General features: G+C 69.8%; 29 protein-coding genes and 1 riboswitch. Of the genes, 15 read left to right on the forward strand and 14 right to left on the reverse strand.

Going from position 1 to position 25,975, the window contains the following annotated elements:
- The first annotated feature begins 103 nt into the window (after positions 1–103).
- Both serC and sepH read left to right on the forward strand, forming a co-directional pair.
- Positions 104–1,210: a phosphoserine transaminase gene (gene serC / locus ABZ195_RS05105; RefSeq protein WP_355215476.1), complete on the forward strand. Its 1,107-nt coding sequence runs from the start codon at positions 104–106 to the stop codon at positions 1,208–1,210.
- A 76-nt stretch (positions 1,211–1,286) separates the two neighbouring features.
- Positions 1,287–2,078 carry a septation protein SepH gene (gene sepH, locus ABZ195_RS05110; RefSeq protein WP_355215477.1) on the forward strand — a complete coding sequence of 264 codons (792 nt, stop codon included), beginning with the start codon at positions 1,287–1,289 and terminating at the stop codon, positions 2,076–2,078.
- A gap of 1 nt (position 2,079) precedes the next feature.
- Here sepH and ABZ195_RS05115 read toward each other — a convergent pair whose 3' ends face one another.
- From ABZ195_RS05115 to ABZ195_RS05125, 3 genes are read right to left on the reverse strand one after another with little or no spacing between them, the layout of a single operon-like run.
- On the reverse strand, positions 2,080–2,364 hold the full coding sequence (locus ABZ195_RS05115) for a DUF2537 domain-containing protein (protein WP_355215479.1): 285 nt from the start codon (positions 2,362–2,364) through the stop codon (positions 2,080–2,082).
- Positions 2,361–3,182 (reverse strand): RNA methyltransferase, encoded by an 822-nt coding sequence (locus ABZ195_RS05120; protein WP_355215481.1) that lies wholly within the window; start codon positions 3,180–3,182, stop codon positions 2,361–2,363. The genes ABZ195_RS05115 and ABZ195_RS05120 overlap by 4 nt, the downstream gene beginning before the upstream one ends.
- The gene (locus ABZ195_RS05125) at positions 3,179–3,613 is read right to left on the reverse strand and encodes a MarR family transcriptional regulator (RefSeq protein WP_355215483.1); all 435 of its coding nucleotides are present in this window, start codon (positions 3,611–3,613) and stop codon (positions 3,179–3,181) included. Before ABZ195_RS05125 ends, ABZ195_RS05120 begins: the two co-directional genes overlap by 4 nt.
- A 63-nt stretch (positions 3,614–3,676) precedes the next feature.
- Here ABZ195_RS05125 and ABZ195_RS05130 point away from each other — a divergent pair, with 63 nt between their 5' ends.
- Positions 3,677–3,937 carry a DUF2530 domain-containing protein gene (locus ABZ195_RS05130; protein ID WP_355215485.1) on the forward strand — a complete coding sequence of 87 codons (261 nt, stop codon included), beginning with the start codon at positions 3,677–3,679 and terminating at the stop codon, positions 3,935–3,937.
- Positions 3,938–3,954: 17 nt separating this feature from the next.
- On the forward strand, positions 3,955–4,407 hold the full coding sequence (locus ABZ195_RS05135; RefSeq protein WP_355215487.1) for an SRPBCC family protein: 453 nt from the start codon (positions 3,955–3,957) through the stop codon (positions 4,405–4,407).
- Here ABZ195_RS05135 and ABZ195_RS05140 read toward each other — a convergent pair.
- Complete coding sequence (locus tag ABZ195_RS05140; RefSeq protein ID WP_355215489.1) at positions 4,404–5,237, reverse strand: DUF3027 domain-containing protein; 834 nt, start codon at positions 5,235–5,237, stop codon at positions 4,404–4,406. The genes ABZ195_RS05135 and ABZ195_RS05140 overlap by 4 nt on opposite strands.
- Before the next feature lie 161 nt (positions 5,238–5,398).
- Here ABZ195_RS05140 and ABZ195_RS05145 point away from each other — a divergent pair, with 161 nt between their 5' ends.
- Both ABZ195_RS05145 and ABZ195_RS05150 read left to right on the forward strand, forming a co-directional pair.
- A complete protein-coding gene (locus tag ABZ195_RS05145; protein ID WP_355216074.1) occupies positions 5,399–6,946 on the forward strand; it encodes an MFS transporter in 1,548 nt (515 codons plus the stop codon).
- Positions 6,943–7,431 carry a DUF2771 domain-containing protein gene (locus ABZ195_RS05150; RefSeq protein ID WP_355215491.1) on the forward strand — a complete coding sequence of 163 codons (489 nt, stop codon included), beginning with the start codon at positions 6,943–6,945 and terminating at the stop codon, positions 7,429–7,431. The genes ABZ195_RS05145 and ABZ195_RS05150 overlap by 4 nt, the downstream gene beginning before the upstream one ends.
- Here ABZ195_RS05150 and ABZ195_RS05155 read toward each other — a convergent pair.
- Positions 7,428–8,435 carry a glutathione S-transferase C-terminal domain-containing protein gene (locus ABZ195_RS05155; protein ID WP_355216075.1) on the reverse strand — a complete coding sequence of 336 codons (1,008 nt, stop codon included), beginning with the start codon at positions 8,433–8,435 and terminating at the stop codon, positions 7,428–7,430. The genes ABZ195_RS05150 and ABZ195_RS05155 overlap by 4 nt on opposite strands.
- 120 nt (positions 8,436–8,555) lie before the next feature.
- On the opposite strand from ABZ195_RS05155, the gene ABZ195_RS05160 reads away from it, so the two are divergent.
- The gene (locus ABZ195_RS05160) at positions 8,556–9,440 is read left to right on the forward strand and encodes a DUF559 domain-containing protein (RefSeq protein WP_355216076.1); all 885 of its coding nucleotides are present in this window, start codon (positions 8,556–8,558) and stop codon (positions 9,438–9,440) included.
- 36 nt (positions 9,441–9,476) lie between these two features.
- On the opposite strand, the gene ABZ195_RS05165 is transcribed toward ABZ195_RS05160, so the two are convergent.
- On the reverse strand, positions 9,477–9,887 hold the full coding sequence (locus ABZ195_RS05165) for a cold-shock protein (RefSeq protein WP_355216077.1): 411 nt from the start codon (positions 9,885–9,887) through the stop codon (positions 9,477–9,479).
- A 148-nt stretch (positions 9,888–10,035) separates the two neighbouring features.
- Here ABZ195_RS05165 and ABZ195_RS05170 point away from each other — a divergent pair, with 148 nt between their 5' ends.
- From ABZ195_RS05170 to ABZ195_RS05185, 4 genes are all read left to right on the forward strand, one after another.
- Positions 10,036–10,425, forward strand: a complete 390-nt coding sequence (locus ABZ195_RS05170) for a YccF domain-containing protein (RefSeq protein WP_355215493.1) — start codon at positions 10,036–10,038, stop codon at positions 10,423–10,425.
- Positions 10,422–11,483: a GTP 3',8-cyclase MoaA gene (moaA, locus tag ABZ195_RS05175; protein ID WP_355215495.1), complete on the forward strand. Its 1,062-nt coding sequence runs from the start codon at positions 10,422–10,424 to the stop codon at positions 11,481–11,483. The genes ABZ195_RS05170 and moaA overlap by 4 nt, the downstream gene beginning before the upstream one ends.
- A gap of 3 nt (positions 11,484–11,486) precedes the next feature.
- Positions 11,487–11,735, forward strand: coding sequence for a MoaD/ThiS family protein (locus tag ABZ195_RS05180; protein WP_355215497.1), 249 nt, complete (start codon positions 11,487–11,489; stop codon positions 11,733–11,735).
- Between the two features lie 245 nt (positions 11,736–11,980).
- Positions 11,981–12,168, forward strand: a riboswitch (cyclic di-AMP (ydaO/yuaA leader).
- Positions 12,169–12,177: 9 nt separating this feature from the next.
- On the forward strand, positions 12,178–13,509 hold the full coding sequence (locus ABZ195_RS05185; RefSeq protein WP_355215499.1) for a transglycosylase family protein: 1,332 nt from the start codon (positions 12,178–12,180) through the stop codon (positions 13,507–13,509).
- 24 nt (positions 13,510–13,533) lie between these two features.
- Here the strand turns inward: ABZ195_RS05185 and ABZ195_RS05190 are convergent, their stop codons facing one another.
- From ABZ195_RS05190 to ABZ195_RS05205, 4 genes are read right to left on the reverse strand one after another with little or no spacing between them, the layout of a single operon-like run.
- Positions 13,534–13,962, reverse strand: coding sequence for a molybdenum cofactor biosynthesis protein MoaE (locus ABZ195_RS05190; protein ID WP_355215500.1), 429 nt, complete (start codon positions 13,960–13,962; stop codon positions 13,534–13,536).
- Positions 13,959–14,438 (reverse strand): MogA/MoaB family molybdenum cofactor biosynthesis protein, encoded by a 480-nt coding sequence (locus ABZ195_RS05195; protein ID WP_355215502.1) that lies wholly within the window; start codon positions 14,436–14,438, stop codon positions 13,959–13,961. Before ABZ195_RS05195 ends, ABZ195_RS05190 begins: the two co-directional genes overlap by 4 nt.
- Positions 14,435–14,890, reverse strand: a complete 456-nt coding sequence (gene moaC, locus ABZ195_RS05200) for a cyclic pyranopterin monophosphate synthase MoaC (RefSeq protein ID WP_355216078.1) — start codon at positions 14,888–14,890, stop codon at positions 14,435–14,437. The genes ABZ195_RS05195 and moaC overlap by 4 nt, the downstream gene beginning before the upstream one ends.
- 50 nt (positions 14,891–14,940) lie before the next feature.
- Positions 14,941–15,132 (reverse strand): hypothetical protein, encoded by a 192-nt coding sequence (locus ABZ195_RS05205; protein ID WP_264040283.1) that lies wholly within the window; start codon positions 15,130–15,132, stop codon positions 14,941–14,943.
- 64 nt (positions 15,133–15,196) lie between these two features.
- Here ABZ195_RS05205 and ABZ195_RS05210 point away from each other — a divergent pair, with 64 nt between their 5' ends.
- From ABZ195_RS05210 to ABZ195_RS05220, 3 genes are read left to right on the forward strand one after another with little or no spacing between them, the layout of a single operon-like run.
- Entirely contained in the window at positions 15,197–17,452 is a 2,256-nt protein-coding gene (locus tag ABZ195_RS05210; protein ID WP_355215504.1) for a helicase-associated domain-containing protein, read from the forward strand.
- A gap of 21 nt (positions 17,453–17,473) precedes the next feature.
- Positions 17,474–19,123 carry a DNA repair helicase XPB gene (locus ABZ195_RS05215; protein WP_355215506.1) on the forward strand — a complete coding sequence of 550 codons (1,650 nt, stop codon included), beginning with the start codon at positions 17,474–17,476 and terminating at the stop codon, positions 19,121–19,123.
- A gap of 1 nt (position 19,124) precedes the next feature.
- Positions 19,125–19,469 (forward strand): VOC family protein, encoded by a 345-nt coding sequence (locus ABZ195_RS05220; protein WP_355215508.1) that lies wholly within the window; start codon positions 19,125–19,127, stop codon positions 19,467–19,469.
- On the opposite strand, the gene ABZ195_RS05225 is transcribed toward ABZ195_RS05220, so the two are convergent.
- On the reverse strand, positions 19,466–20,455 hold the full coding sequence (locus ABZ195_RS05225; RefSeq protein WP_355215510.1) for an LLM class F420-dependent oxidoreductase: 990 nt from the start codon (positions 20,453–20,455) through the stop codon (positions 19,466–19,468). The genes ABZ195_RS05220 and ABZ195_RS05225 overlap by 4 nt on opposite strands.
- Positions 20,456–20,534: 79 nt before the next feature.
- Between ABZ195_RS05225 and ABZ195_RS05230 the strand changes: the two genes are divergently transcribed.
- Positions 20,535–21,263 carry a GAF and ANTAR domain-containing protein gene (locus tag ABZ195_RS05230; protein WP_355215512.1) on the forward strand — a complete coding sequence of 243 codons (729 nt, stop codon included), beginning with the start codon at positions 20,535–20,537 and terminating at the stop codon, positions 21,261–21,263.
- Positions 21,264–21,331: 68 nt separating this feature from the next.
- On the opposite strand, the gene ABZ195_RS05235 is transcribed toward ABZ195_RS05230, so the two are convergent.
- From ABZ195_RS05235 to ABZ195_RS05245, 3 genes are all read right to left on the reverse strand, one after another.
- A complete protein-coding gene (locus ABZ195_RS05235; protein WP_355215514.1) occupies positions 21,332–23,479 on the reverse strand; it encodes a 3-hydroxyacyl-CoA dehydrogenase NAD-binding domain-containing protein in 2,148 nt (715 codons plus the stop codon).
- A 4-nt stretch (positions 23,480–23,483) separates the two neighbouring features.
- Positions 23,484–24,695, reverse strand: a complete 1,212-nt coding sequence (locus ABZ195_RS05240) for an acetyl-CoA C-acetyltransferase (protein ID WP_355215516.1) — start codon at positions 24,693–24,695, stop codon at positions 23,484–23,486.
- 150 nt (positions 24,696–24,845) lie between these two features.
- Entirely contained in the window at positions 24,846–25,952 is a 1,107-nt protein-coding gene (locus ABZ195_RS05245) for an alkene reductase (protein ID WP_355215518.1), read from the reverse strand.
- Positions 25,953–25,975: the final 23 nt, after the last annotated feature.

Consider the following 25,975-nt stretch of genomic DNA (forward strand, 5'->3'; position numbering starts at 1 on the left):
TTACTTCGGTCACATGTGACGCAGATCTCTCCCGCGACCCGCGCGCACCAGTCCGCGGCTCCTGACGGACGACCAGCGGACCGCCCTCACTAGGCTGGCCTGCATGGCCGACCTCGTGATTCCCGCCGACCTCAAGCCCAAGGACGGACGCTTCGGCTCCGGCCCGTCGAAGGTGCGGCCCGAGCAACTGCAGGCATTGACCGCCGCCAGCCACCTCTTCGGCACGTCCCACCGACAGGCGCCGGTGAAGGACTTGGTCGGCCGGGTCCGCGACGGCGTCCGGCAGCTGTTCTCGGTACCGGACGGCTACGAGGTCATCCTCGGAAACGGCGGGTCGACGGCCTTCTGGGACGCCGCCGCGTTCGGCCTCATCGACCAGCGCTCGCTGCACCTGACGTTCGGCGAGTTCAGCGCCAAGTTCGCCTCGGCCGTCGCGGCCAACCCGTTCGTGGGCGACCCCATCGTCGTCAAGGCGGACCCGGGGAGCGCCCCCGAACCGCAGTCGGACCCCAGCGTCGACGTCGTCGCCTGGGCCCACAACGAGACCTCGACCGGCGTCGCCGTACCGGTCCGGCGGCCCGCCGGTGACGCACTGGTCGTCATCGACGCCACGTCGGCGGCCGGCGGTCTGCCCGTCGACGTCGCCGACACCGACGCCTACTACTTCGCCCCCCAGAAGAACTTCGCCTCCGACGGTGGTCTGTGGTTGGCGATCATGAGCCCCGCCGCGCTGGCGCGCGTCGAGAAGATCGCGGCGTCGGGTCGCTGGGTGCCGGACTTCCTCTCGCTGCCGATCGCCGTGGACAACAGCTTTAAGAACCAGACGTACAACACCCCCGCGATCGGCACGCTGGTGCTGATGGCAAACCAGCTCGACTGGCTCAACGGCAACGGCGGCCTGGACTGGGCCGTCGCCCGCACCGCCGACTCCTCGGGCCGGCTGTACGCGTGGGCCGAGTCCACCCCGTACACCACGCCGTTCGTCGCGGACCCGGCCCTGCGGTCGCAGGTCGTCGGCACGGTCGACTTCACCGACGAGGTCGACGCCGCCGCCGTGGCCAAGGTGCTGCGGGCCAACGGCGTCGTGGACACCGAGCCATATCGCAAATTGGGCCGCAACCAGCTGCGCGTCGCGATGTTCCCGGCCGTCGACCCCGACGACGTGAGCGCCCTGACCGCCTGCGTCGACTGGGTCGTCGAGCGCCTCTAGCCGAGCCGAGCGTGTCAGCGCGGTTACGGGGCGATAACGAAGTAGGGTGACCGCTGAGCTGCCCGGGAGGTCGCACATGCGAGAACTAAAGGTCGTCGGACTCGACTTCAGCGACGGTCGGGGCGGCACGCGCATCGTCTGCGAGACGGCCGAGGGCTCCGAGAAGTTCGTCCTTCGCCCCGACGATCGCCTTCGAGCCGCCCTCAATGGCGACGCCTTACCCCCTCAAGCCGATTCCGAGGTATCGAACGTGCTGACGCCCAAGGAGATTCAGTCCAGGATCCGCGCCGGGGCGTCCGTCGAACAGGTGGCCGGAGCGGCCGGTGACGACGTCGCCCGGGTCGAACGGTTCGCCCACCCCGTGCTGCTGGAACGCTCCCGCGCCGCCGAGCTCGCGACGGCGGCCCACCCGGTGCTCGCCGACGGCCCCGCGGTGCTGACGCTGTTGGAGACGGTCACCACGGCGCTCGTCGCCCGCGGGCTCGATCCGGATGCCACCGCCTGGGACGCGTGGCGCAACGAGGACGGCCGCTGGACGGTTCAGCTGACGTGGAAGGCGGGACGTTCGGACAACGCCGCCCACTTCCGCTTCACCCCCGGCGCGCACGGCGGCACGGCCACCGCGTTCGACGACGCCGCGGCCGAACTCATCGACCCCCACTACGACCGTCCGGCGCTGCGCTCGGTGGCACCCGTCCCGACGCTCGACCTCTCGCTGCCCGAGCCCACACCCGAGCCGGCGCCCGCACCAGCCCAGGAGCCCGCCAAGGCCGCCGCCCCGGCGAAGCCACGCACGCGCAAGCGCCGCCCGGAGGTGCCCGGCTGGGAGGACGTCCTGCTGGGCGTCCGGTCGGCCAACCAGCCCTGAGCTAGGCGATCGTCGCCTGGATCGCCATGCCCAGCAGGGCCAGCCACCCGGCGACCACTCCGACGGCACTGCCGAGCACGAACCACCGCCACACCGGGCGGCGTCGCCAACCCCACACCGTCGGGGCGAGTCCGCCGACGGCGACCAGGTTGAGTCCGACCGCAAGTATCGGCTGCACCCGGGTCAGCCCCAGGCTGAGCACCACGATCGCGCCTGCCGTCACGGCCGCGACGAACGCGGCCACGGTGAGGCCGGTCCCCCACGGCGTCGTCGCATCCTCGCTCATGGGGCGAGCCTAGCTCGCTCGTAGAAGGCCATCGCCGCAGCGGTGGCGACGTTCAGAGAGTCCGTTCCCCGAGCCATCGGGATCCGCACCCGGACGTCGCTGGCCCGCATCGTCCGCTCGTGCAGACCGGGCCCTTCGGCGCCCACGAGGATCGCCACCTTCGCGTCCTGCAGCGTCGGCATCGCCTCGGCCAGCGTGTGGGAGGCCGGGTTCGGCGTCATCGCCAGCACCCGGAAACCGTTGTCGCGCAACGTGTCCAACTCGCGGGGCCAGTCACCGGACCAGGCGTAGGGCACCAGCAGCGCGTGACCCATCGACACCCGCACCGCCCTTCGGTACAGCGGGTCGGCGCAGCCGAGACCGAAGACCACCGCGTCCACGCCCAGACCGGCGGCGTTGCGGAACACCGAGCCGAGATTCTCGTGGTCGTTGACGCCTTCGAGCACCGCGATGGTCCGTGCCCCGTCGAGCACCTGCGGTATCGACAGCTCGGCCGGACGTGGCGCCGCCGCCAACACGCCGCGGTTGAGGTGAAAGCCCACCACCTCGGCCATCACGTCGGCGGTGGCCAGGTAGAAGGGGGCGTCGGACACGACGAGGTCGTCGGCGAGTTCGGTCAGCCTGCGTTCGGTGCCCAGGAACGCCCGCGGCGTAAAGCGCGAGGCCAGCATGCGCTGCACCACCAGCACGCCCTCGGCGATCACCAGACCCTTGCCGCTGGGCAGGTCGGGTCTGCGGTCGATGCTGTTGAGATCGCGGAAGTCGTCGAGCCGGGGATCGGCGGGATCGTCGACCGCCACGACGTTGGGCTCGCTCAAGCGCCGCCGTCGTCCACGATCGCCAACATCAGGTCGGCCGCGGCCAGCAGGGTCTTGCGTTCTTCGGGCTGCAGTTCATTCAACCGCTGCTGCAGCCACTCCTGGCTGGCGCGGCGCTCGACGTCGAGCAGCTCCCGACCCGCGGCCGACGCCGACACCAACACCTGGCGCCCGTCGTCGGGATGGGCGACGCGGTCGACGAAACCGAGTTCGGCGAGCGAGGCGATCACCCGCGTCATCGACGGCGGGCGCACCCGCTCGCGGATGGCCAGCGCACCCGGGGTGATGGGGCCCTCCTTGGCCAGCGTGGACAGCGCCGAGAGCTGGGACAACGAGACCGGGGAGTCTGGGCGACGGAACCGCAACTGCCGGGCCAACCGCAAGACGGCCAGCCCAAGGTCGCTGGCCAGGCGGGCATCGGGGTCGGTCACGACGCAAAGAGTACCGACATCACGAGGACGGGTCGGCCGGGTTGGTCGGCTAGGTTCATCGGAATGGACGCCACGCCCACCGAACCCCAGCCGGCCCCTCCGCCGCTGCCGGAGATGCTGCTGCGGCCGTGGCCCGTGATCTACGTGATCGCGACCGGCTGGCTCGTCGCGGCCGTGCTGGCGTTCACCGTGCCCGGTCTGCACGACTGGCGCCCGGTGACCGTGGCCGGCCTCGGAGTGGGAGTGTTGGGCACGTCGATCTTCCTGTGGCAACGTAACGCCGTCCGACGCGGCGCCCGAGGAGCGCAGCGCGGCCTCGACTGACCCGCGGAGGAACACCCATGGCGCAACCCTTGCTTCACGCCCAGGTCGACGTCGACGCCCCACCGGCGAAGGTGTGGGCGCTGGTCTCCGACCTTCGGCTGATGCCTCGGTGGAGCCCTCAGTGCAGGCTGATGAAGCCGCTCGGGCCGCTGCGCCCCGGCACGAGGACCGTCAACGTCAACCGGCGCAACTTGCTGTTCTGGCCGACGACCAGCCGCATCACCGAAGTCGTCGCGGAGCGCAAGCTCGCGTTCCGCGTCAACGAGAACAACACCGTCTGGAGTTTCGAGCTCGAGCCGACGGCCACCGGAACCCGGCTGACCGAGACCCGGCACGCAGAGAACGGCGTCAAGCCGGTATCGAACTTGCTGGTCAACGCCGTGCTGGGCGGCGTGCCCAGCTTCGAACGCGAGCTGGTCGAGGGGATGAACGAGTCGCTGGGCCGCATCAAGGCCGCCGCAGAGGCTTAGCCCTCGGCGGGCTCGGGCTCGACGACCGGTTGGGTGAGGTCGATGACGCCGTCGTCGAACGGCTCGAACATCGGCGACCCGATCGTCGCCGGCTGCGGGGTGTCGGAGTGCGCGCCGCAGCCGTACTCGCTGGCGACGACGTGCCCGTCGGCAGACATCTCGTTGGCGCAGACACCAAACAGCGTGCCGAGCGAGCCGGTCAGCGGTAGGTAGTAGGCGCAGTCGCGGCACACCTTGCGGGTGGCCCGCGCCATCGCCGAGTCCGGGCCGTAGTCACCGTCGTTCCACCGTTCGGCGGCGTCGATGCGGCCCCACTGGCTGAGCACCTGGCGACGGCCGAAGCCGACCTCGGCCGCCAGCTCGTCGAGTTCCTCGTCGCCCGAGGACGCGTAGCCCGGCACCAGCCGTGGATCGTCGGTGGGGGTGGCCAGCAGGTCACCGGGGCTCAGGTCGCCCGGTTGGATGCGTTCCTGCCACGGCACCCACTGCGGCGCCAGCAGAGCCGTCGGGCCGGGCACCAGCACGACCTCGCTGATCGTGGCGTGATCGGCACCCGGGGAGGCGGCGACCACCACGGCCCACTGCCAGCCCTGGTAGCCGGGCATCGCGGCCAGGAATCGGTGCGTCGCAGCATTGGAATCCTCGAGCGCACCACCCAGGTACTCGCCCACCACGCCTACGGCCGTCTCGTTGCCTTCGAACTCGACGATCGCCGAGCGCGCGGCGTCGACCGCGCCCATGAGCACGGCGGTGAGTTCCGCCGACGGCTCCGGCCGTTCGGTCTCGAGGTCCTGAGCGGCCTGCTCGGCCGGTTCGATCATGCTGTCCATCGTGGTCAATACTGCCTGACGACCCCGGAGCAAAGCCACACCGGCTGCCCTGCGGGCGGCGCCCCCGTGCATGGGGAACAATCAATGGCGTGGATGACTCGCGAGACCCCCGCTACCATCCGCCGCGTCCACCCGGCGGTCATCGCGGTGAGCATCCCGGCATGGCGAACTACCCGAGCAGCCCCTCCACCCCCCGCCAGTCGAGCGCCAACAGGTGGCTGCCGCCCATCGAGGAGAGCCACCGTTCGCACGGCCGCGACGCCTACGAGCCCGGGCTCGGTCCGTCGGCGGACCGGCCGCGCGGCGCCGCCGGCCGCGGACGCGAGATGGGCTCGAAGATGTACGGCCTGTTCCAGAAGGCGGCCACCGCCGACGGCGCCGACAAGTCGGGACTCACGGCGCTGACCTATCCGGTGATGGCCAACTTCGCCGCGGACTCCGCGATGGCCGTGGCGCTGGCCAACACCCTGTTCTTCGCGGCCGCTTCCGGGGAGAGCAAGAGCAAGGTGGCGCTCTACCTCGTCATCACCATCGCGCCGTTCGCGGTCATCGCGCCGCTGATCGGTCCCGCGATCGATCGGCTGCAACACGGCCGCCGCGTCGCGCTGGCCGCCTCGTTCGCGATCCGTACCGCGCTCGCGGTCGTGCTCATCGCCAACTACGACCCCGCCACCGGCAGCTTCCCACCGTGGGTGCTCTACCCCTGCGCACTCGGAATGATGGTGCTGTCCAAGTCCTTCAGCGTGCTGCGCAGCGCCGTGACCCCGCGCGTGTTGCCGCCGAGCATCGACCTCGTCCGGGTCAACTCGCGGCTGACCATGTTCGGCCTGCTCGGCGGCACCATCGCCGGCGGCGCGGCCGCAGCGGGCGTCGAGTACCTGTTCGGCCTGTTCCGGCTGCCCGGCGCGCTGTACGTCATCGTCGCCGTCACGGTGGTGGGAGCGGTGCTGTCGATGCGGATCCCGAAGTGGGTCGAGGTGACCGAGGGTGAAGTGCCGACCACGCTGAGCTACCACGGTCCCACCGAGCAGTTCGACCGGATGCCGCCTGCGGCCGTCACCGGCAAGACCCGACAACCGTTGGGCCGCAACATCATCACCTCACTGTGGGGCAACTGCACCATCAAGGTGATGGTCGGCTTCCTGTTCCTCTACCCCGCCTTCGTCGCCAAGTCCCATGACGCCAGCGGCTGGGAGCAGCTACGCATCCTCGGCCTCATCGGCGCCGCCGCGGGCATCGGAAACTTCGCCGGAAACTTCACCGCGGCGCGTCTTCAACTCGGCAACCCCTCCCGTTTGGTGGTGCGGGCGGCGACCGCAGTGACGGTGATGTCGCTGGCGACGGCCGTGCTCGGCAACCTGTACGTCGCGGCCCTGGCCACGCTGGTCACCTCGGGCGCCAGCGCGATCGCGAAGGCCTCGCTCGATGCGTCCCTGCAGGACGACCTGCCCGAGCAGTCCCGGGCGTCGGCGTTCGGGCGTTCGGAGTCACTACTGCAATTGGCCTGGGTGGCCGGTGGCGCCATGGGCGTGCTTATCTACACCGACCTGTGGGTGGGGTTCACCGCGATCACCGCCCTGCTGATCCTCGGGTTGGCCCAGACGCTGGTGAGCAACGGGGGCGACTCCCTGATCCCCGGACTCGGCGGCAACCGGCCGGTGTTCGCCGAGCAGGAGAGCCGCGGCACGGCGTCGGCGGTGCGCGAATGAAGCGCGTCGCCGTCGTGCTCGCCTGCGTCACGCTGGTGGCCTCGGTGCTCACCGGCGCCCTGGTGTGGCATCTCAGCCGCACCCCCGCGCCCAAGCACCCGGAGATCAGCGCCTACACGCGCGAACAACTCGTGCGGGTGGGCCCCTATCGCTACTGCGACGTCTTCGTCATCACCGAATGCGACGTCCCGAAGACCGTCGGCACCCTGAAGGTGAGCTGGCGCAATCCCATTCAGCTGTCGGTGCCGCCTGCCATCGCTCGCGCGCCCTGGGTGCTGATCCGCGCGTACGACGACGGCGGCGATCCGGTCGTCTCGGAGTTCCGGCCCAACAGCACGCTCGCCGTCACCATTCCGACGGTCGACGCCCGCCGCGGGCGGCTGACCGGGTTCGCGGTGCAGTTGCCGACGCTCGTCCGCGACGCGCAGAACAACGAGTTCCCGTGGCCGCACGCGGAGTGGTCGATCGCGACGATCTGGCCCTAGCCGGCCCCGTGCCCGGCGGGAACCGTCTCGCCGTCGCGCGTCGGGCCGGGCGCCGTACCGTCGCCGAACGGCCTGCCGCCGAGTTCCTCGCGACCGTGGGGGGTGGCCCAGTTTGACAGGTCGGGCCCCTTGGGCACCACCTTGGTCGGGTTGATGTCCTCGTGCACCACGTAGTAGTGCCGCTTGATCTGGACGAAGTCGACCGTGTCGCCGAAGCCGGGGGTCTGGAACAGATCGCGCGCGTAGGCCCACAGCACCGGCATCTCGGCGAGCTTCTGCCGGTTGCACTTGAAGTGCCCGTGGTACACGGGGTCGAACCGGGCGAGCGTGGTGAACAGCCGGACGTCGGCCTCGGTGATGGTGTCGCCCACCAGGAACCGCTGCGTGGCAAGACGTTCAGACAGCCAGTCGAGTGCGGTGAACAGCCGGTCGTAGGCCTTCTCGTAGGCGTCCTGCGAGCCGGCGAACCCGCAGCGGTACACCCCGTTGTTCACCTCGGTGTAGATGCGTTGTGCGACCTCGTCGATCTCGGCGCGCAACGGCTCGGGGTACAGCTGCGGGGCGCCGCGGCGGTGGTACTCGGTCCACTGCATCGACAGGTCCAGCGTCATCTGCGGGAAGTCGTTGGTGACCACCTCGCCGGTGGGGACGTCGACGATGGCGGGCACGGTGATGCCCTTCTCGTAGTCCGGGAACCTCGCCAGGTAGGCGTCCCGTAGCCGCGGGATCTTCAGGACGGGGTCGACGCCGCCGGGGTCGAGGTCGAAGGTCCAGCTGCGCTCGTCGTGCGTCGGCCCGCAGAAGCCAATGGAGAGAACGTCTTCCAAGCCCAGCAGCCGCCGGACGATGATCGCGCGGTTGGCCCACGGGCACGCGCGGGCGACCACCAGCCGGTAGCGCCCCGGCTCCACCGGGTATCCGTCGCGGCCGTCGGCGGTGATCCGCGTCTCGATGTACTTGGTGTCGCGGTTGAATTCGCCGTCTTGGGCGGTATAGGAGGGCACGCTCGCGAGTTCCCCGTCGAGAGTGAAGTCATGCGCGAGATCCGGCCGGGAATTCGCCCACGAGTTCACTCTCGGCGCCGTCGACGGAACCGTCGGCGCCGTCCACCGCGTCGAACGGTGATGCGACCGTTCATCGGCACCGAGGCGCTGGCGGCCGGCACCGTCAACCGCTACCAATTGGCCACCCACCACGTGGCACTGCACCGCAACGTGTACGTGCCCAAGGGTGTGGAGCCGACGGCGGCGGACCGGGCGATCGCCGCCTGGCTGTGGTCGGGCCGCGTGGCGACCACCGCCGGCCTGTCCGCCGCGGCCCTGCACGGCTCGAAGTGGGTCGAGGCGAAGAAGCCCGCCGAACTCGTCCACACCAGCCGTCACCACACGCCGGGGATCGTGCTTCATTCCGATCGATTGGCCGACGACGAACGTTGCCGGATCGGCGGCATCGCGGCGACCACCCCGGTGCGCACCGCCTATGACGTGGGTCGACGCCCGGGCCTCACCGAGGCCGTCATCCACCTCGACGCATTGATCCAGGCAACGGGTCTCGCGGCGTCCGACCTGGCGCTGCTGGCCGACCGTCATCCCGGCGCCCGCGGCATCCGGCAACTGCGGCGCGCGATCACCCTGGCCGACACCGGCGCCGAATCACCGCAGGAGACCCGGACGCGCCTGATCCTCACCGCCGCGGGGCTACGCCCGACGCACACCCAGATCGAGGTTCACGATGCCTACGGCTGCTTCGTCGGCCGGATCGACGCGGGGTGGCGCGACTGGCTGGTCGGAGTGGAGTACGACGGCGCGCAGCACTGGACCGACCCGCGTCAGCGCCGACGCGACATCGACCGGATCGCCGAACTGGAGGCCCTGGGTTGGCGGATCGTGCGCGTCGGCTCCGACATGGTCCGGAATCGGCCGCACGTCATCGTCGACCGCACCCTGGCCGCGCTGCGAACCGCTGGCTACGACCCGCCGAACGTGAAGTCGTGCATGACTTTTCGCTGAACTGTCGCCCACGAGTTCACTCTCGGCGCAGGGAGACTAGGCGTCGAGCTCCTGCGCAACGGCCTTGACCACCTCGGAGATACGACGCGCGGTCTTGCGATCGGGATACTTTCCCTTGCGCAGCTCCGGCTGAACCGAACCCTCGAGCAGGGTGATCATGTCCTCGACCATGCCGTGCAACTCGTCGGGGGTGTGCTTGTGCTCGGGAGCGGCCGACTCGCGGCGGGCGCGAGCCACGCTGGGGGGCGGTTCGACGACCTTGAGGCTCAACGCCTGCGGGCCGCGGCGTCCGGCGGCGATGCCGAACTCGACCTTCTGCCCGGCCTTGAGCTCCTGTACCCCAGCCGGAAGCGCGGAGGACCCCACGTAGACGTCCTCACCCTCCTCCTGGGACACGAAGCCGAAGCCCTTCTCGGCGCTGTACCACTTCACCTTGCCGGTCGGCACTGGTCTCACCCGCTCGTTTCGCAATGAACGCGTCCCACTCGTGCGGGACGCGAATGACATGATCCTACAAGCAGGCCGCCTACGGCCGTCACTGCTCGACTCCGACCTGGCCGGCGCCGGTAGGCTGAGAGCCACCGCTGGAGGAGACATGCGCCTAATACTGAACGTCGTCTGGTTGATCTTCGGTGGCCTGTGGCTGGCGTTGGGCTACTTCCTCGCCGGCATCCTGTGCTTCATCCTCATCGTCACCATTCCGTTCGGCTTCGCGGCCTTCCGCATCGGGGTGTACGCCCTGTGGCCCTTCGGTCAGACCGTCGTCGACAAGCCCGGGGCAGGCGCGGGCGCGATGATCGGCAACGTCATCTGGGTCGTGCTCTGCGGCATCTGGCTGGCGATCGGCCACGTCATCACCGCGATCGCGATGGCGATCACCATCATCGGCATCCCCCTGGCGCTGGCCAACCTCAAGCTCATCCCGGTGTCGCTGTTCCCCCTCGGCAAGGAGATCGTGCCAACGAATCAGGGCGTCCTCGCGTGACCGTGACGCCGTTGGGCGTGCCACGGGTCCGACCGGTGGCGCGGCCCGGTGCACCCGCGCCCATCAGCGGACCTCTGCTGGACACCTTCGGCCGGGCCGCCACGGATCTGCGGGTGTCCCTCACCGACCGATGCAATCTGCGCTGTACGTATTGCATGCCCGCCGAAGGCTTGGACTGGCTGCCGGGCGACGACCTGCTGCGGCCCGAGGAACTCAGCCGTCTACTGGCCATCGCCGTCACCCGCCTGGGCATCACCGACGTCCGGTTCACCGGTGGTGAGCCGCTGCTGTCGCGCAACCTCGAGGGCGCCATCTCGGCGGCCACCTCGCTGCGACCGCGCCCGAAGACCGCCGTCACCACCAACGGCATCGGGTTGGTCCGCCGGGCGGCCGCGCTCAAGGCCGCCGGTCTGGACCGCGTCAACGTCTCCCTCGACACGGTGAACCCCGAGCACTTCGCGCGCATCACCCGCCGCGACCGCCTCGACGACGTGCTCGCCGGTTTGGCCGCGGCGGCCGACGCCGGGTTGTCACCGGTGAAGGTGAACGCCGTCCTGGATCCGGTCACCGGGCTCGACGACGCCGTGGCGCTGCTGCGGTTCTGTCTGGCCCACGACTACCAACTGCGGATCATCGAGCAGATGCCGCTGGACGCCGGTCACCAGTGGCAGCGCGACGAGACGATCAGCGCCGACCTCATCCTCTCGACGCTGCGACGCGAGTTCGACCTGGTGCCAGATCCCGCCCCGCGCGGTTCCGCACCCGCCCAGCTGTGGCGCGTCGACGGCGGTGTCGGCACGGTCGGGGTGATTGCGTCGGTGTCGGATGCCTTCTGCGGTGACTGCGACCGCACTCGGCTCACTGCCGACGGTCAGGTCCGCAGCTGTCTGTTCTCCAGTGAGGAGACCGACCTGCGACTGCTGATGCGTCGCGGCGCCGACGACGACGCCGTGGAGGCCGCCTGGCGCGCGGCGATGTGGGCCAAGCCGGCCGGGCACGGAATCAACGAACCCGGCTTCCGGCAGCCGGAGCGCCCCATGAGCGCCATCGGGGGCTGAGGAGTGGACGTGACGGTGCGCTACTTCGCCGCGGCGAGGGCCGCCGCGGGGGTGGACTCCGAGACGGTGTCGCTGGCACCGGGGTCGACGATCTCCGATCTGCTCGGCACCCTCCGCACGCGCGACGCGAAGTTGTCGGCCGTGCTGGACCGCTGCTCGTTCCTGTGTGACGAAATGGCCGTGCGCGACACCTCCAAGGCGCTCGCAACAAACCAGACCGTCGATGTATTACCGCCCTTCGCGGGCGGATGAGCGTGATTTGCATCACATCACGAAACGGTTACGAAGTGTCACACGCGCTGTTCACCGCACGAATTCCCTGGGTAAACGTGACGCCGTGCTGCCGTTTTAACGTTCTCACAAGATTTGCTGGGCAGGGAAACACCGACACCTGCCGAGGGTGCTGAAAGACGAAGTACCCGTTACCGTCCTATTCCAAGCCATTCGACCCCAATCGTGGCCCGCCATGCCCAGTTACGCCGAGCTCCATCCGTTGGGCATGGTCAAGACCTACCTCAGGGATGGAGGCGGGGGACCCACCGGTCCACCGATACACAAGGACTCCGGAATGTCGTGCGTCAGCGCGAGATTCCTTGGGGTGAAGCCAAGGCCGCGAGGCCGAGGCCGGGCGACCTCTCTAGCCCGAACCCGACAGCTGACCTCGTAGGCGTGGACGAGAGGACTTTCTACACCCATGAGTGGACGGCATCGCAAAACCCCCAGCTCGACCGTGAACGTCGCCAAGATCGCCTTCACCGGCGCCGTGCTCGGTACGGGCGGCCTCGCCCTTGCCGGTCACGCCAGTGCTGCGACCGACGGAGAGTGGGATCGAGTCGCCGGTTGTGAGTCCGGTGGAAACTGGGCCATCAACACCGGCAACGGGTACCAGGGCGGGCTTCAGTTCTCCCCGAGCACCTGGGCCGGCCACGGTGGTACCGAGTACGCCCCCGCTGCCTACCTCGCGTCCAAGGATGAGCAGATCGCCGTCGCCGAGCGCGTGTTGGCGGGTCAGGGCCGCGGGGCATGGCCCGTGTGCGGCACCGGGCTCTCCAGCGCCACCCCGCGCAACGTGGTCGCCGACGCCGCCCCGCTGGACAACCCCGACCTCGGCGGCGACGTCCCTCCGCCCCCGGCCGATGCCGCACCCCTGCCGCCCGCGCCGGACGCCGCTCCGCTCGACGCACCGCTTCCTCCCCCGCCGCCGGCCGACGAGCTTCCCCCGCCGCCGCCCGCACCCGACCAGGCCGTCCCGCTCGACGCCCCCCTGCCTCCCGCGCCGCCGGCCGACCAGCTGCCGCCGCCCCCTGCGCCGGACCAGACCGTGACGGTCGGATTCGACTCCCCGGCACCGCCCGCGCCCGCCGACGACGCCCCGCCGCCACCGCCGGTGGACGCCGCACCGCTTGACGCACCGATGCCTCCTCCGCTTCCGCCGGGTCTCGGCCCCCTCAAGCTCGACGAGGCGACCCCCGCCGTGACCGTCGCCGACTGGGACGTCGCTCCCGGTGGCGCCGCGCCCGCGACCGAGCCGCAGGCCTGGGCCCTGCACGGGGCACCGCTGCCGCAGGATCCGGTGCTGCCGGTTCCCGCGCCGCTCCCCCCGGCACCGGACGCCGGCGCACCCGCGCCCGACGCCCCCGTGCCCGGTGCGCCCGATGCACTCGCCGCCCCGGCTCCCGATCCAGAGGTGCTCCCGCCCAACGGCATTCCGCACCTCGCCAGCCCGGACGCCCCGCCGCCCGGGTCGACGATGGATCCCACCGCCGCCGGTCCCGTCGACAGCCCCAACGCCAGCTACCTCAAGGACCTCTGGCAAGCGGTCCAGAACCACGAGATCAGCGGCAAGGAAGCTCTCATCGTCGGTCTCTCGCAGCGCGGGATGAACACGCCGATCCCCGCTCAGGCGCCGGGACCGAACGTGCCTACCGGCCCCGCGCCAGTCGACCCGGCCGCGCCGGCTCCCGCACCGGCCCCGGCTCCTGGCGATCCCGCCCTGCTGGTGCCCGCCGCCGCACCGGTCAGCTAGACACCGGATCCCCCGAACGGGGATCTAGGCCGAGCCCACCCATTCGTCGGATCCGTCGACGAACAGTTGGTGCTTCCACACGGGTAAGCGCGCCTTGACGGTGTCCACCAGCAGCGCGCACGTCTCGAATGCGGCCTTGCGGTGGTCGGCTGCGACGGCGGCGACCAACGCCGCGTCGCCGATGTCCAGGATGCCCACGCGATGGCTGACGGCGATGGCCCGCACGCCCTGGCTGGCCTCGGCGATCTCGGCGGCCACCTCGGCAAGCGTCTGCGCCGCGGTGGGGTGCGCCGAGTACTCGAGCCTGGTGACCGATCGGCCGCCGTCGTGGTCGCGGACCGCACCCACGAAGCCGACGACGGCCCCGGCCGCGCGGTGGACCACCAGCGCTTCGTGCTCGGCGAGGTCGATCGCCCGGTCGCTCAGTTCGGCCCGCAGCACGATCGCACTCATGGGGTGTGGTCTCCTCCGCCAAGTTGATCGAGGGCGTGCTCGAGCACGTCGGCCAGCACCCCGAGTCCGTCCTTCACGCCGCCGGGGGATCCCGGCAGGTTGACGATGAGCGTGCCGTCGCGAACCCCGCAGACGCCGCGGGACAGCACCGAGGTCGGCACGTGTGGCAGACCCGATCGCCGAATCGCGTCGGCCAGTCCGGGAATCTGGAAGTCGACGATGGCGGCCGTCGCGTCGGCGGTCCCGTCGGTCGGCGAGATGCCGGTGCCCCCGGAGGTCAGAATGAGGTCGACGCCGTCACCGAGGGCATTCCAGAGCGCGCGGCTGACCGCCAGTCCGTCGGCCACCACCACCGGCGGGGCGACGTCGTAACCGCGAGCGCTCAGCCAGTCCACGATCACCGGCCCGGTGCGGTCCTCGTAGACCCCGTTGGCCGCCCGGGTGGACGCGATGATCACGCGGGCCGACCGCGTCACGTGCCGCCCTCGGCACCGGCAGGCGCCGGCGGCTCCCAGATTCCCGTCTTGCCGCCCTCCTTGCGCACGACGGCGAGGCCGTCGATGATCGCGGCCGGGTCGACGGCCTTGAGCATGTCGTAGAGCGTGAGCGCCGCGACGCTGACCGCGGTAAGCGCCTCCATCTCCACGCCGGTTCGATCGGTGGTCCGGACGGTGGCGGTGATCGCGACTTCCGTTGCCCCCACCTCGAATTCGACGTCCACACCGGTCAGCGCCAGCTGGTGGCACAGGGGGATCAGGTCGCTGGTGCGCTTGGCGGCGAGGATTCCGGCGATGCGGGCGGTCGCCAACGCGTCGCCCTTGGGCAGACCGCCCGTGGCGATGAGGTCGACGACGTCGGCGCGCGTGCGCAGCACACCGCTGGCGACGGCCGTGCGCGTGGTCGCGTCCTTCGCGGTCACGTCGACCATGCGGGCCGCGCCCGAGTCGTCCAGGTGCGACAGTCGACCAGCCGTCACGTCTACTTGTTGATGACGGTGACCGGGTGCGTGTACGGCAGATCTTCGACCGGCAGCGGGAACGTCAGTTCTCCGAAGGGCGACAGGGCGCCGGTGCGGTCGGCGGCGAGCTCGCTGACCGGGTGGTCACCGTCCTCGCTCACGGGCCAGCCGTTGTCGACGTAGTGGTTCTTCTGCGGTTTCTTGTCAGCCACGCCTCACATTGTGGCAGGCCGGGCGGGTGCTGGCGAGACCGGCGCTGGCCTACGCTGGTAAGCAATGTCCGAAACAGCTCCCGTCGTGCCGTTGGGCACCTGGCTGGCCGAGCTGACCGACGATCAGCTGGTCCGTCTGTTCGAGCTGCGCCCGGATCTCGCGCAACCGCCGCCCGGGTCGATCTCCGCCCTGGCCGCCAGGGCGCAGGCCAGGCAATCGGTGAAGGCTGCGACCGACGGCCTCGACTTCCTGGCGCTGGCCACGCTCGACGCGTTGCTCGTCCTGCACGCCGACGGCGCGGGCGTGCCACTGACCGCACTCGTGGAACGGCTCGGCGACCGGGTCGACCGCGACGACCTGGACGCCGCCCTGGACTCGCTGCGTGCTCGCGCCCTGGCCTGGGGGCAGGACGCTCTGCGGATCGCCCCGGAATCGGCGGCGGGCCTGCCGTGGCATCCGGGCCAGGTCACCCTGGAGGCCGACGGTCCCGACGCCGCCCGCGTCACGGAGTTGGTCGACCGCGTGGACGGACCGCAGCGCGACCTTCTGGAGCGGCTCGTCGACGGGTCCCCGATCGGACGCACCAGGGACGCGGCGACCGGCACTCCCGCCGACCGACCCGTTCAGCGACTTCTGGCCGACGGGCTGCTGCGCCGGGTCGACGAGGACACCGTGATCCTGCCGCGCCTCGTCGGACAGGTGATGCGCGGCGAGGCGCCGGGGCCGGTCGGGCTGGCACCACCCCACCCGGCGTCGACGACGACGTCGGTGGCCGACGTCGACGCGGCCGCGGCCGGGTCCGCGATGGATCTGCTTCGCGAGGTCGACGTGGTGCTTGACGCGCTGTCGGCCGCGCCGATCCCCGAACTGCGCAGCGGCGGGCTGGGGGTGCGCGAACTCAAGCGCCTGGCCAAGACGACCGGGATCGACGACGACCGCCTCGGTCTGATCCTCGAGGTGGCCTCGGCGGCGGGACTGATCGCCGCGGGCATCCCCGAGCCCGATCCCCTCGACGGCGCCGGACCGTACTGGGCGCCGACGCTGGGCGCCGACCGATTCGTCGAATCCTCCAATGCGGTGCGCTGGCATCTGATCGCCTCGGCGTGGCTGGACCTCCCGGCCCGGCCCGGCCTCGTCGGTGAACGCGGGCCCGACGGCAAACCCTATGCGGTGCTGTCGGATTCGCTGTACTCGACGGCGGCTCCGCTGGACCGACGACTGTTGCTCACCACCCTCGCCGACCTGCCCGCCGGCACGGGAGTAGACGCCGCGGGCGCGTCGGCCGCGATGACGTGGCGGCGGCCGCGCTGGGCGGCCCGCCTACAGGTCAAGCCGGTGGCCGACCTGCTCGCCGAGGCCCACGCGGTGGGTGCGATCGGCCGGGGTGCGATCGCCACCCCGAGCCGCGGCTTGCTCTCGGGCGAACCGGAGGACGCCGTCGTCGCGGCGATGACCAAGGTGCTGCCGGCGCCGATCGACTACTTCCTGCTGCAGGCCGACCTGACGGTCGTGGTGCCCGGACCGCTAAATCGTGGCCTGGCCGAACAACTCTCGATGGTGGCCGCCGTCGAGTCGGCCGGCGCGGCGATGGTGTACCGCATCAGCGAACAGTCCGTCCGCAGGGCACTGGACACCGGGCTCAGCGCCAGCGAATTGCACGCCTTGTTCGCCCGGCATTCGAAGACGCCGGTGCCGCAGGGCTTGACGTACTTGATCGACGACGTGGCGCGCCGCCACGGCCAGCTCAGGGTCGGCATGGCGGCGTCGTTCGTGCGGTGCGAGGACCCGGCGCTGCTGACGCAGGCCATCTCGGCGCCGGCGATGGAGAAGCTGGACGTGCGGGCCCTGGCCCCGACCGTGGCCGTGTCGATGTCACCGATCAACGAACTGCTCGCCGCGTTGCGATCCGCGGGCTTCGCACCGGCCGCGGAGGACTCGTCGGGCACGATCGTGGACGTCAAGTCGCGCGGCGCTCGGGTGCCGACGCCGGGCCGGCGCCGCGGGTACCGGCCGCCTCAGGGACCGACGGCGCAGACCCTGGGCGCCATCGTCGCGGTGCTACGCAAGGTGACGGGCTCCCCCGCCGACGGCAGCCGCCTGGACCCGGCCGAGGCGATGGCGCAACTGCACGGCGCGGCGCATCGGCAGGAGTCGGTGGTCATCGGTTACGTCGACCCGGCGGGGGTGGCGACCCAGCGCGTCGTCGCCCCGATCAACGTTCGAGGCGGTCAACTGACCGCCTACGATCCGGCCGCCGGACGGGTCCGTGACTTCGCCATCCACCGCGTGACGTCGGTGGTGTCGGCGGAGCAGGGATAATGGGTGGGATGGAGTCCACGCATGACTGACGGCCCCTTGATCGTGCAGTCCGACAAGACGGTGCTGCTCGAGGTCGACCACGAACTGGCGGGTGCCGCGCGCGCGGCGATCGCGCCATTCGCCGAACTCGAGCGGGCGCCCGAACACATCCACACCTATCGCATCACCCCGTTGGCACTGTGGAACGCCCGCGCCGCCGGGCACGACGCCGAGCAGGTCGTCGACGCGCTGGTGTCGTTCTCGCGATACTCGGTGCCGCAGCCGCTGCTGGTCGACATCGTCGACACCATGGCCCGCTACGGCCGCCTGCAGCTGGTGAAGAGCCCCGTGCACGGCCTGGTGCTGGTCAGCCTGGACCGTGCCGTGCTCGAAGAGGTGCTGCGCAACAAGAAGATCGCCCCCATGTTGGGCGCGCGCCTCGACGACGACACGATCATCGTCCACGCCAGCGAGCGCGGCCACATCAAGCAGATGCTGCTCAAGATCGGCTGGCCCGCCGAGGATCTCGCGGGCTACGTCGACGGCGAGGCGCACCCCATCGAGCTGGCGCAGGACGGCTGGGTGCTCCGCGACTACCAGCAGATGGCCACCGACTCGTTCTGGGCGGGCGGTTCGGGCGTCGTGGTGCTCCCCTGCGGCGCGGGCAAGACGATCGTCGGCGCCGCGGCGATGGCCAAGGCCGGGGCGACGACGCTGATCCTGGTCACCAACACCGTCGCCGGCCGGCAGTGGAAGCGCGAACTGATCGCCCGCACCTCGCTGACCGAGGAGGAGATCGGCGAGTACTCGGGCGAGCGCAAGGAGGTGCGCCCGGTCACGATCGCGACCTACCAGGTGATCACGCGTCGCACCAAGGGCGAGTACAAGCACCTGGAGCTGTTCGACAGCCGTGACTGGGGCCTGATCATCTACGACGAGGTGCACCTGCTGCCCGCGCCGGTCTTCCGGATGACGGCCGACCTGCAGTCCCGTCGCCGGCTCGGGCTGACCGCGACGCTCATCCGCGAGGACGGCCGCGAGGGCGACGTCTTCAGCCTCATCGGCCCCAAGCGCTACGACGCGCCGTGGAAGGACATCGAAGCCCAGGGCTGGATCGCGCCGGCCGAGTGCATCGAGGTGCGCGTCACGATGACCGAGAACGAGCGGATGATCTACGCGACGGCCGAACCCGAGGAACGCTACAAGCTGTGCTCCACGGCGCACACCAAGGTGGCGGTGGTGAAGTCGATCCTGGCGCGTCATCCCGGCGAACCGACACTGGTGATCGGCGCCTACCTGGACCAGTTGGAGGAGTTGGGCCGCGAGCTCGACGCGCCGGTGATCCAGGGGTCGACGAAGAACGCCGAACGCGAAGTGCTCTTCGAGGCGTTCCGCACCGGTGAGATCCAGACGCTGGTGGTGTCCAAGGTCGCCAACTTCTCCATCGACCTGCCCGAAGCCAGTGTGGCCGTGCAGGTTTCGGGTACCTTCGGATCGCGACAGGAGGAGGCGCAGCGACTGGGCCGACTGCTGCGACCCAAGGCCGACGGCGGTGGCGCGATCTTCTACTCGGTGGTGTCACGCGACAGCCTCGACGCCGAGTACGCCGCGCACCGGCAGCGGTTCCTCGCCGAACAGGGCTACGGGTACGTCATCAAGGACGCCGACGACCTGCTGGGTCCGGCGATCTGAGGTGACGGTGCGGCGCGTGGTGCCCAATCTGACCGTCGCCGACCTCGACGTCGCACGCGACGCCTACGCCGCGACACTGGGTCTCGCCGAGGTGATGAACCACGGCTGGATCCTCACCCTCGCCGACGACACGGGCCGCCAAATCAGCCTGATGACGAGAGATCTCACCGCACCCGTCAACCCCGACGTCTCGGTGGAGGTCGACGACGTCGACTCCGCGCACGCTGAGGCGGTGTCGGCCGGCCTGACCATCGTCCACCCGTTGACCGACGAGGAGTGGGGTGTGCGGCGGTTCTTCTTCGAGGATCCGTCGGGCAACGTCGTCAACGTGCTGAGCCACCGCTAGGTCAGCGCGGGAATGACCTCTCGTTCGAACAGCTCGATGCCCGACCGGTCATAGGCCGCCTCCGGGAAGTAGAGGATCGCGTACTCACAGCCCAGATCGCGCAACCGGGTGAGCCGTTCGACGACCTGCTCGGGGGTTCCGGTGGCCGCGTCGGGGGACGTGGCGTTGGCGAGCATCGCGTCGACCGCCTCCGGGTTCGCCTTGGTGACCTGCCGGGCGCGAATGCGTTCGACGCGCTCGGCGACGTCGGCGTTCGACGTGCCGACGATCGCGTTGAAGTTCGCCGACCGGACGATCGCGCCGTAGTCGGTTCCGACGTTCGCGCAGTGCTCCTCGAGCACCTTGGACTTGTGCGTGAAGCCCTCTGGCTCAGAGGTGAAGTTGGTGTACTGCGCGTACTTCGCCGCGATCTTCAACGTGACCTTCTCACCGCCGCCGGCGATCCACAGCGGAATCCCGTTCTCCTGCAACGGTCTTGGCGCAACGATGGCGCCGTCGACCTGGTAGTGCTTGCCCTTGAAGGACACCTGGCCGTCGCGCCATGCGTCGCGCATGATCTGCACGCCCTCGTCGAGCTGACCCAGCCGCCCTCCGGCGGTGGGAAATCCGTAACCGTAGGCACGCCATTCGTGTTCGTACCAGCCGCCGCCGATGCCCATCTGCACCCGGCCGCCGGAGATGGTGTCCACGGTCGCGGCCACCTTCGCGAGATAGGCCGGGTTGCGGTAGCCCATCGCGGTACACATCTGCCCAAGCTTGATGCGCGTGGTGCTGGCCGCGTACGCCGCCATCAACGACCACGCCTCGTGCGTCGCCTCGCCGGTCGGCACCGGCACGGTGTGAAAGTGGTCGTAGACCCACAGGGAGTCCCACGCCCCGCCGTCGGCGTGGGCGGCGAGGTCGCGCATCACCTCCCAGTGCCGTGCGGTGGGAATGTCCACCAGATCGAGTCGCCAACCCTGCGGGATGAAGAGTCCGAATCGCATGCATCCGACTGTAGGCGGTCCCACCCGCCCCAGGTGCGCCGTAGTGTCGACGCAGAGCAATGGAAGGACGTGGAGTGCGATGGATCGCTACGAGCGGCTGGCGAGTGCGTTCGTCGGCCTGGCAGACACGCTGGTCGCCGACTATGACGCGATAGAGCTGGCGCAGCAGCTCATCGACAGCAGCATGGACCTGCTGCCGATCACCGCGGCGGGCATCCTGCTCGGTGACGCCGCTGGGACCCTGCATCTGTTCGCCTCGAGCAGTGAGCAGAGCCGACTACTCGAATTGCTCCAGGTCGAGGCCAACGTCGGACCGTGCTTGGACGCCTACCGCAGCGGCAAGCCCGTTCTGGTCGAGGATCTCGCGGCGAACTCCACGTCATGGCCCGCCTTCTCCGAGCGCGCCGCCGAATACGGATACCAGGCCGTCATTGCGCTGCCCCTGCGGTTGCGCGCCGATCGCATCGGCGCCTTGAATCTGTTCCTCGCGACCACCGGTCCGATGACACCGGCCGACGTGTTGGTCGGCCAGGCCCTCGCCGACGTCGCGGCGATCGGCATCGCCCATCAGCGGATCCTGAGCCGCTCCGAGCTGGTCAACCAGCAGCTGCAGACGGCACTGAACACCCGGGTGGTCATCGAGCAGGCCAAGGGCGTGCTGGCCGAGCGAGCAATGATCGACATGGACCGCGCCTTCAATCTGCTGCGACAACACGCCCGCCGGACCAATCGCCGTCTCGCGGACCTGGCGGCCGACGTCGTCGCCGGAGCATCGACCCACGAGATCATCGGCACCCAGCCCGGCTGAGCGTGCTGCGCCCAACGCACTCAGGGCCGTGACCCGGAGGATCACGGCCCTGAGCTCGAACTGATTGGCTAGCTGGTCAGCGACGCCGGCGGTGTGAACCGCTCGCCGTACCGCTCGGCCAGTTCCTTGGCGCGGGCGACGAAGGCCGCCTTGCCGACGCCGTGCGGGCCCTCGTAGCCGACGATGAACTGCGCCGAGCCACCGGTCCACGGCGGGAATCCGATGCCCATGATCGAGCCGATGTTGGCGTCCGCCGTGGTCGTCAGGACGTTCTCGTCGATGCACTTCTGCGTCTCGAGCGCCTCGGCGAAGAGCATCCGGTCGATCATGTCCTGCAGCGGGAGGTCGGTGGTGCCGGACGTGAACGTGTCCTTCAAACCCGACCACAACCCGACGCGCTTGCCGTCGGCGTACTCGTAGAAGCCCGCACCCTTGAGCCGCGACGGACGACCGATCTCGATCATCTTCTCCACGACCGCCTCGGCCGGGTGCGCCTCGTAGGTGCCGCCGGCGTCCTCCACGCCCTTGCGTGAGGCCACGGCGATCTTGTGCATCAGCTCGAGGTTGAGCTCGTCGGAGAGCTGCAGTGGCGGTGCGGGGTAGCCGGCCTGGCTGCCCGCCTGCTCGATGCTGGCCGGGGCGACCCCCTCGCCGAGCATGGCGAGCGCCTCGTTGACGAACGTGCCGATGACGCGGCTGGTGAAGAAGCCACGGCTGTCGTTGACCACGATCGGGGTCTTGCCGATGGCGAGCGTGTAGTCGAACACCCGGGCCAATGCCTCGTCGGAGGTCTTCTCGCCCTTGATGATCTCCACCAGCGGCATCTTGTCGACCGGGGAGAAGAAGTGGATGCCGATGAAGTCCTCTTGCCGCTTCACCCCGGTCGCCAGCTCGGTGATGGGCAGCGTGGAGGTGTTCGACCCCAGCAGCGCGTTGGGCTCGACGACGTCCTCGATCTCCTGGAACACCTTGTGCTTCAGCTCGACCGATTCGAACACCGCCTCGATGACGAAGTCGACGCCGGCGAAGTCGGCCACGTCCGCGGTCGGCGTGATGCGCGCCAGCAGTGCGTCGGACTTCTCCTGCGTGGTCCGACCACGCTCGAGCGCCTTGGCCTCGATCTTCTCCGAGTAACCCTTGCCGCGTTGTGCGGCTTCGAGTTCGACGTCCTTGAGGACGACCTCGAAGCCGGCCTTGGCCGAGACGTAGGCGATGCCCGCGCCCATCATGCCGGCGCCGAGCACGCCGATCTTGCGGATCTCCTGCTTGGCGATGCCGTCGGGGCGTGAGCCGCCGCCGTTGATGGACTGCAGGTCCAGGAAGAACGCCTGGATCATGTTCTTCGCGACCTGGCCGGTGACCAGGTGGGTGAAGTAGCGGCTCTCGATGCGGGTGGCGGTGTCGAAGTCGACCTGCGCACCTTCCACGGCCGCGTCCAGGATCGCACGCGGGGCCGGCATCGGCGCGCCCTTGAGCTGCTTCTTGAGCAGCGCCGGGAAGGACGGCAGGATGCCTGCCAGGGCCGGATGCGACGGCGTGCCACCGGGCATCTTGTAGCCCTTGGCGTCCCACGGCTGCGTGTGCGACTCCGGGTTGGCCTTGATCCATGCCTTGGCGGCGGGGACGAGCTCGTCCACGGACTGGACGAGCTCATCCACGAGCCCAGTTTCGAGGGCCTTGCCGGGCTTGAAGCGCGTGCCCTGGCTCAGGATCTCCATGAAGGCCTTCTGGATGCCGAACATGCGAACCGTGCGGGCGACGCCGCCGCCGCCGGGGAGCAGGCCGAGGGTGACCTCGGGCAGACCGATCGCCACGCCCTTCACGTCGGCGGCGATGCGGTGGTGGGTGGCCAGCGCGATCTCCAGGCCACCGCCGAGGGCGGCGCCGTTGATGGCGGCGACCACGGGCTTGCCGAGGGTCTCCAGCTTCCGCAGGTCGGCCTTGATGAATTCGACCTCTTCGAACGCCTGCGCGGCGTCGTCGGGTCCGATCTTCATCATGCCCTTGAGGTCACCGCCGGCGAAGAAGGTCTTCTTCGCGCTGGCGATCACCACACCGGTGATCGAATCCTTCTCTGCGACAAGCCGGTCCACGGCGTTGTGCATGGACTCCTTGTAGTGCTCGTTCATCACGTTGGCCGACCCGGTCGGGTCGTCCAGCGTCAGGGTGACGATGCCGTCGGCATCCTTGTCCCACTGAATGGTGTTCTCTGCCATGGTCCTACACCCTCTCGATGATGGTCGCGACACCCATGCCGCCGCCGATGCACAGCGTGATCAACGCGCGCTGAGCGCCGCGGCGCTCCAACTCGTCGACCATGGTGCCGGTGATCATGGCGCCGGTGGCGCCCAGCGGGTGGCCCATCGCTATGGCGCCACCGTTCACGTTGAGCTTCTCGTCGGGGATGTTGAGGTCCTTCTGGAACTTCAGCACCACCGAGGCGAAGGCCTCGTTGAGTTCGAAGAGGTCGATGTCCTCGGTCGACATGCCGGCGCGGTCGAGCACCTTGCGGGTGGCCGGCGTCGGGCCGGTCAGCATGATGACGGGATCGGCGCCGCTGGTGGCGGTGGCCACGATGCGGGCCCGCGGGGTCAGACCGTTGGCCTTGCCGGCGCTCTCGGAGCCGACGAGCACCAGGGCGGCGCCGTCGACGATGCCGGAGCTGTTGCCGCCGGTGTGGACGTGGTCGATCTTCTCCACCGCGTGGTACTTCTGTAGCGCGACGTCGTCGAAGCCGCCCATGGCGCCGAGGCCCTCGAAGGCGGACTTCAGCTTGCCGAGGCTCTCCAGCGTGGTACCCGGACGCATGTGCTCGTCCTGGTCGAGGATGACCAGACCGTTCTGGTCCTTCACCGGGATCACGGACTTGGCGAAGTATCCGCCCGACCATGCTGCGGCGGCCTTCTCCTGGGAGCGCACGGCGTATGCGTCGACGTCCTCACGCGAGAAGCCCTCGATGGTGGCGATCAGGTCGGCGCCGATGCCCTGCGGGACGAAGCCGATGCGGTAGTTGGTCTCGGGGTCACTCGCCCACGCGCCGCCGTCGGAGCCCATGGGCACGCGGCTCATCGACTCGACGCCGCCGGCGAGCACCAGGTCGTCCCAGCCGGAGCGCACCTTCTGTGCCGCGGTGTTGACGGCTTCCAGGCCCGAGGCGCAGAAGCGGTTGAGCTGGAATCCACCGGTGGTCTCGGGCAGCTTGGCCACCAGCGCCGCGGTACGGGCGATGTCGCCGCCCTGGTCGCCAACTGGGGAGACGACGCCCAGGATCAGGTCGCTGATCATGTTCTCGTCAAGGTCGGGATGACGGGTGCGCAGCTCGTCGATCAGTCCGACGACGAGGTTGACGGGCTTGACCTCGTTGAGGGCGCCGTTGCGTTGTTTGCCGCGAGGTGTGCGGATCGCCTCGTAGATGAAGGCTTCTTCGGACATGTGTTGACTCTCCAAGTCCATGTTGAGGTTGGGGGATCGCGATCCGGTGATGAACAGACGCGTACCCGCGTGGAGGTTAGTCCTCGCGATGCGAGCGTAGCAGCCTCGCCCAACCGCTTGGTTGGTGGTTGCTGCTACTCCCCTCCTCGGTCAGGCCTTCTCGAGTCGCGCGTCCTCCGTCAGGGTCGGGTAGTCCACGTAACCGACGGGCCCCGGCGCGTAGAAGGTCGCGACGTCGGGTTCGTTCAGCTCGGCACCCAGGACCAACCGGTCGATCAGGTCGGGGTTGGCGAGGAACGCCCGCCCGACCGCGGCGGCACTGATGACACCCCATTCGGCGAGCTCCTCGAGCTGGCAGAACCGGGTGTCGACCTCGCGACCGGTGTTGAGCACCAGCGGGCCGGCCCACAGCCCGCGCAACGTCCCGAACGCGGGCACGTCGGGATCGATGAGGACGTGCAGGTACGCAATGTCCAGGGGCGCGATCCGGGTGATCAGCGCCTCGTAGGCGGCGACCTCGTCGACCTCGCGCATGTCACCGGCGCCGTTCCCGGGAGAGATGCGCAGCCCGACCCGATCGGGGCCGATCTCCGCGGCGACGGCCTCCACGATCTCAGCGGCCAGCCGGGCCCGATTCTCCGGCGATCCGCCGTACCGGTCGGTGCGCCGGTTGACGACGTCGGAGAGGAACTCGTGCAGCAGGTAACCGTTGGCGCCGTGGATCTCGACGCCGTCCATGCCGGCGTCGACGGCGCGGCGGGCGGCCGCCCGGAAGTCCTCGACGATGGCCGGGATCTCGTTGGTCTCGAGGGCGCGCGGCACCGGCAGGGGCTGCTTGCCCGTTGGCGTGTGGGTAGTCATGTCGGCGGCGACGGCCGACGGTGCGACGGGGTGCACGCCGCTGATGTCGGGGTGACCCATCCGCCCGACGTGCCACAGCTGGACGAACATCCGGCCGTCGGCCTCGTGGACGGCCTCGGCGATCTCCGCCCACTTCGCCTCGTGCCCGTCGGTGTAGATGCCGGGGGTGTTCAGGTAGGCACCGTTGGCGGCGGCCGAGACCGCAGTGGCCTCGGAGATGATCAGCCCCGCCGCCGCGCGCTGGGAGTAGTACTGGGCGGCCAACTCCGACGGCGTGCCGTCGGCTTGGGCCCGAGAACGGGTGAGCGGTGCCATGAACAACCGGTTGCGCACGTCGAGATAGCCGACCCGGACGGGTCGAAGGAGTGCGGCGTCGGTCGGGAGAGCGTAGGTCATGCCGCCGTCAGCGTCACGAACGC

Source organism: Mycobacterium sp. NPDC006124 (genome assembly GCF_040614235.1).
Taxonomy (GTDB): domain Bacteria; phylum Actinomycetota; class Actinomycetes; order Mycobacteriales; family Mycobacteriaceae; genus Mycobacterium.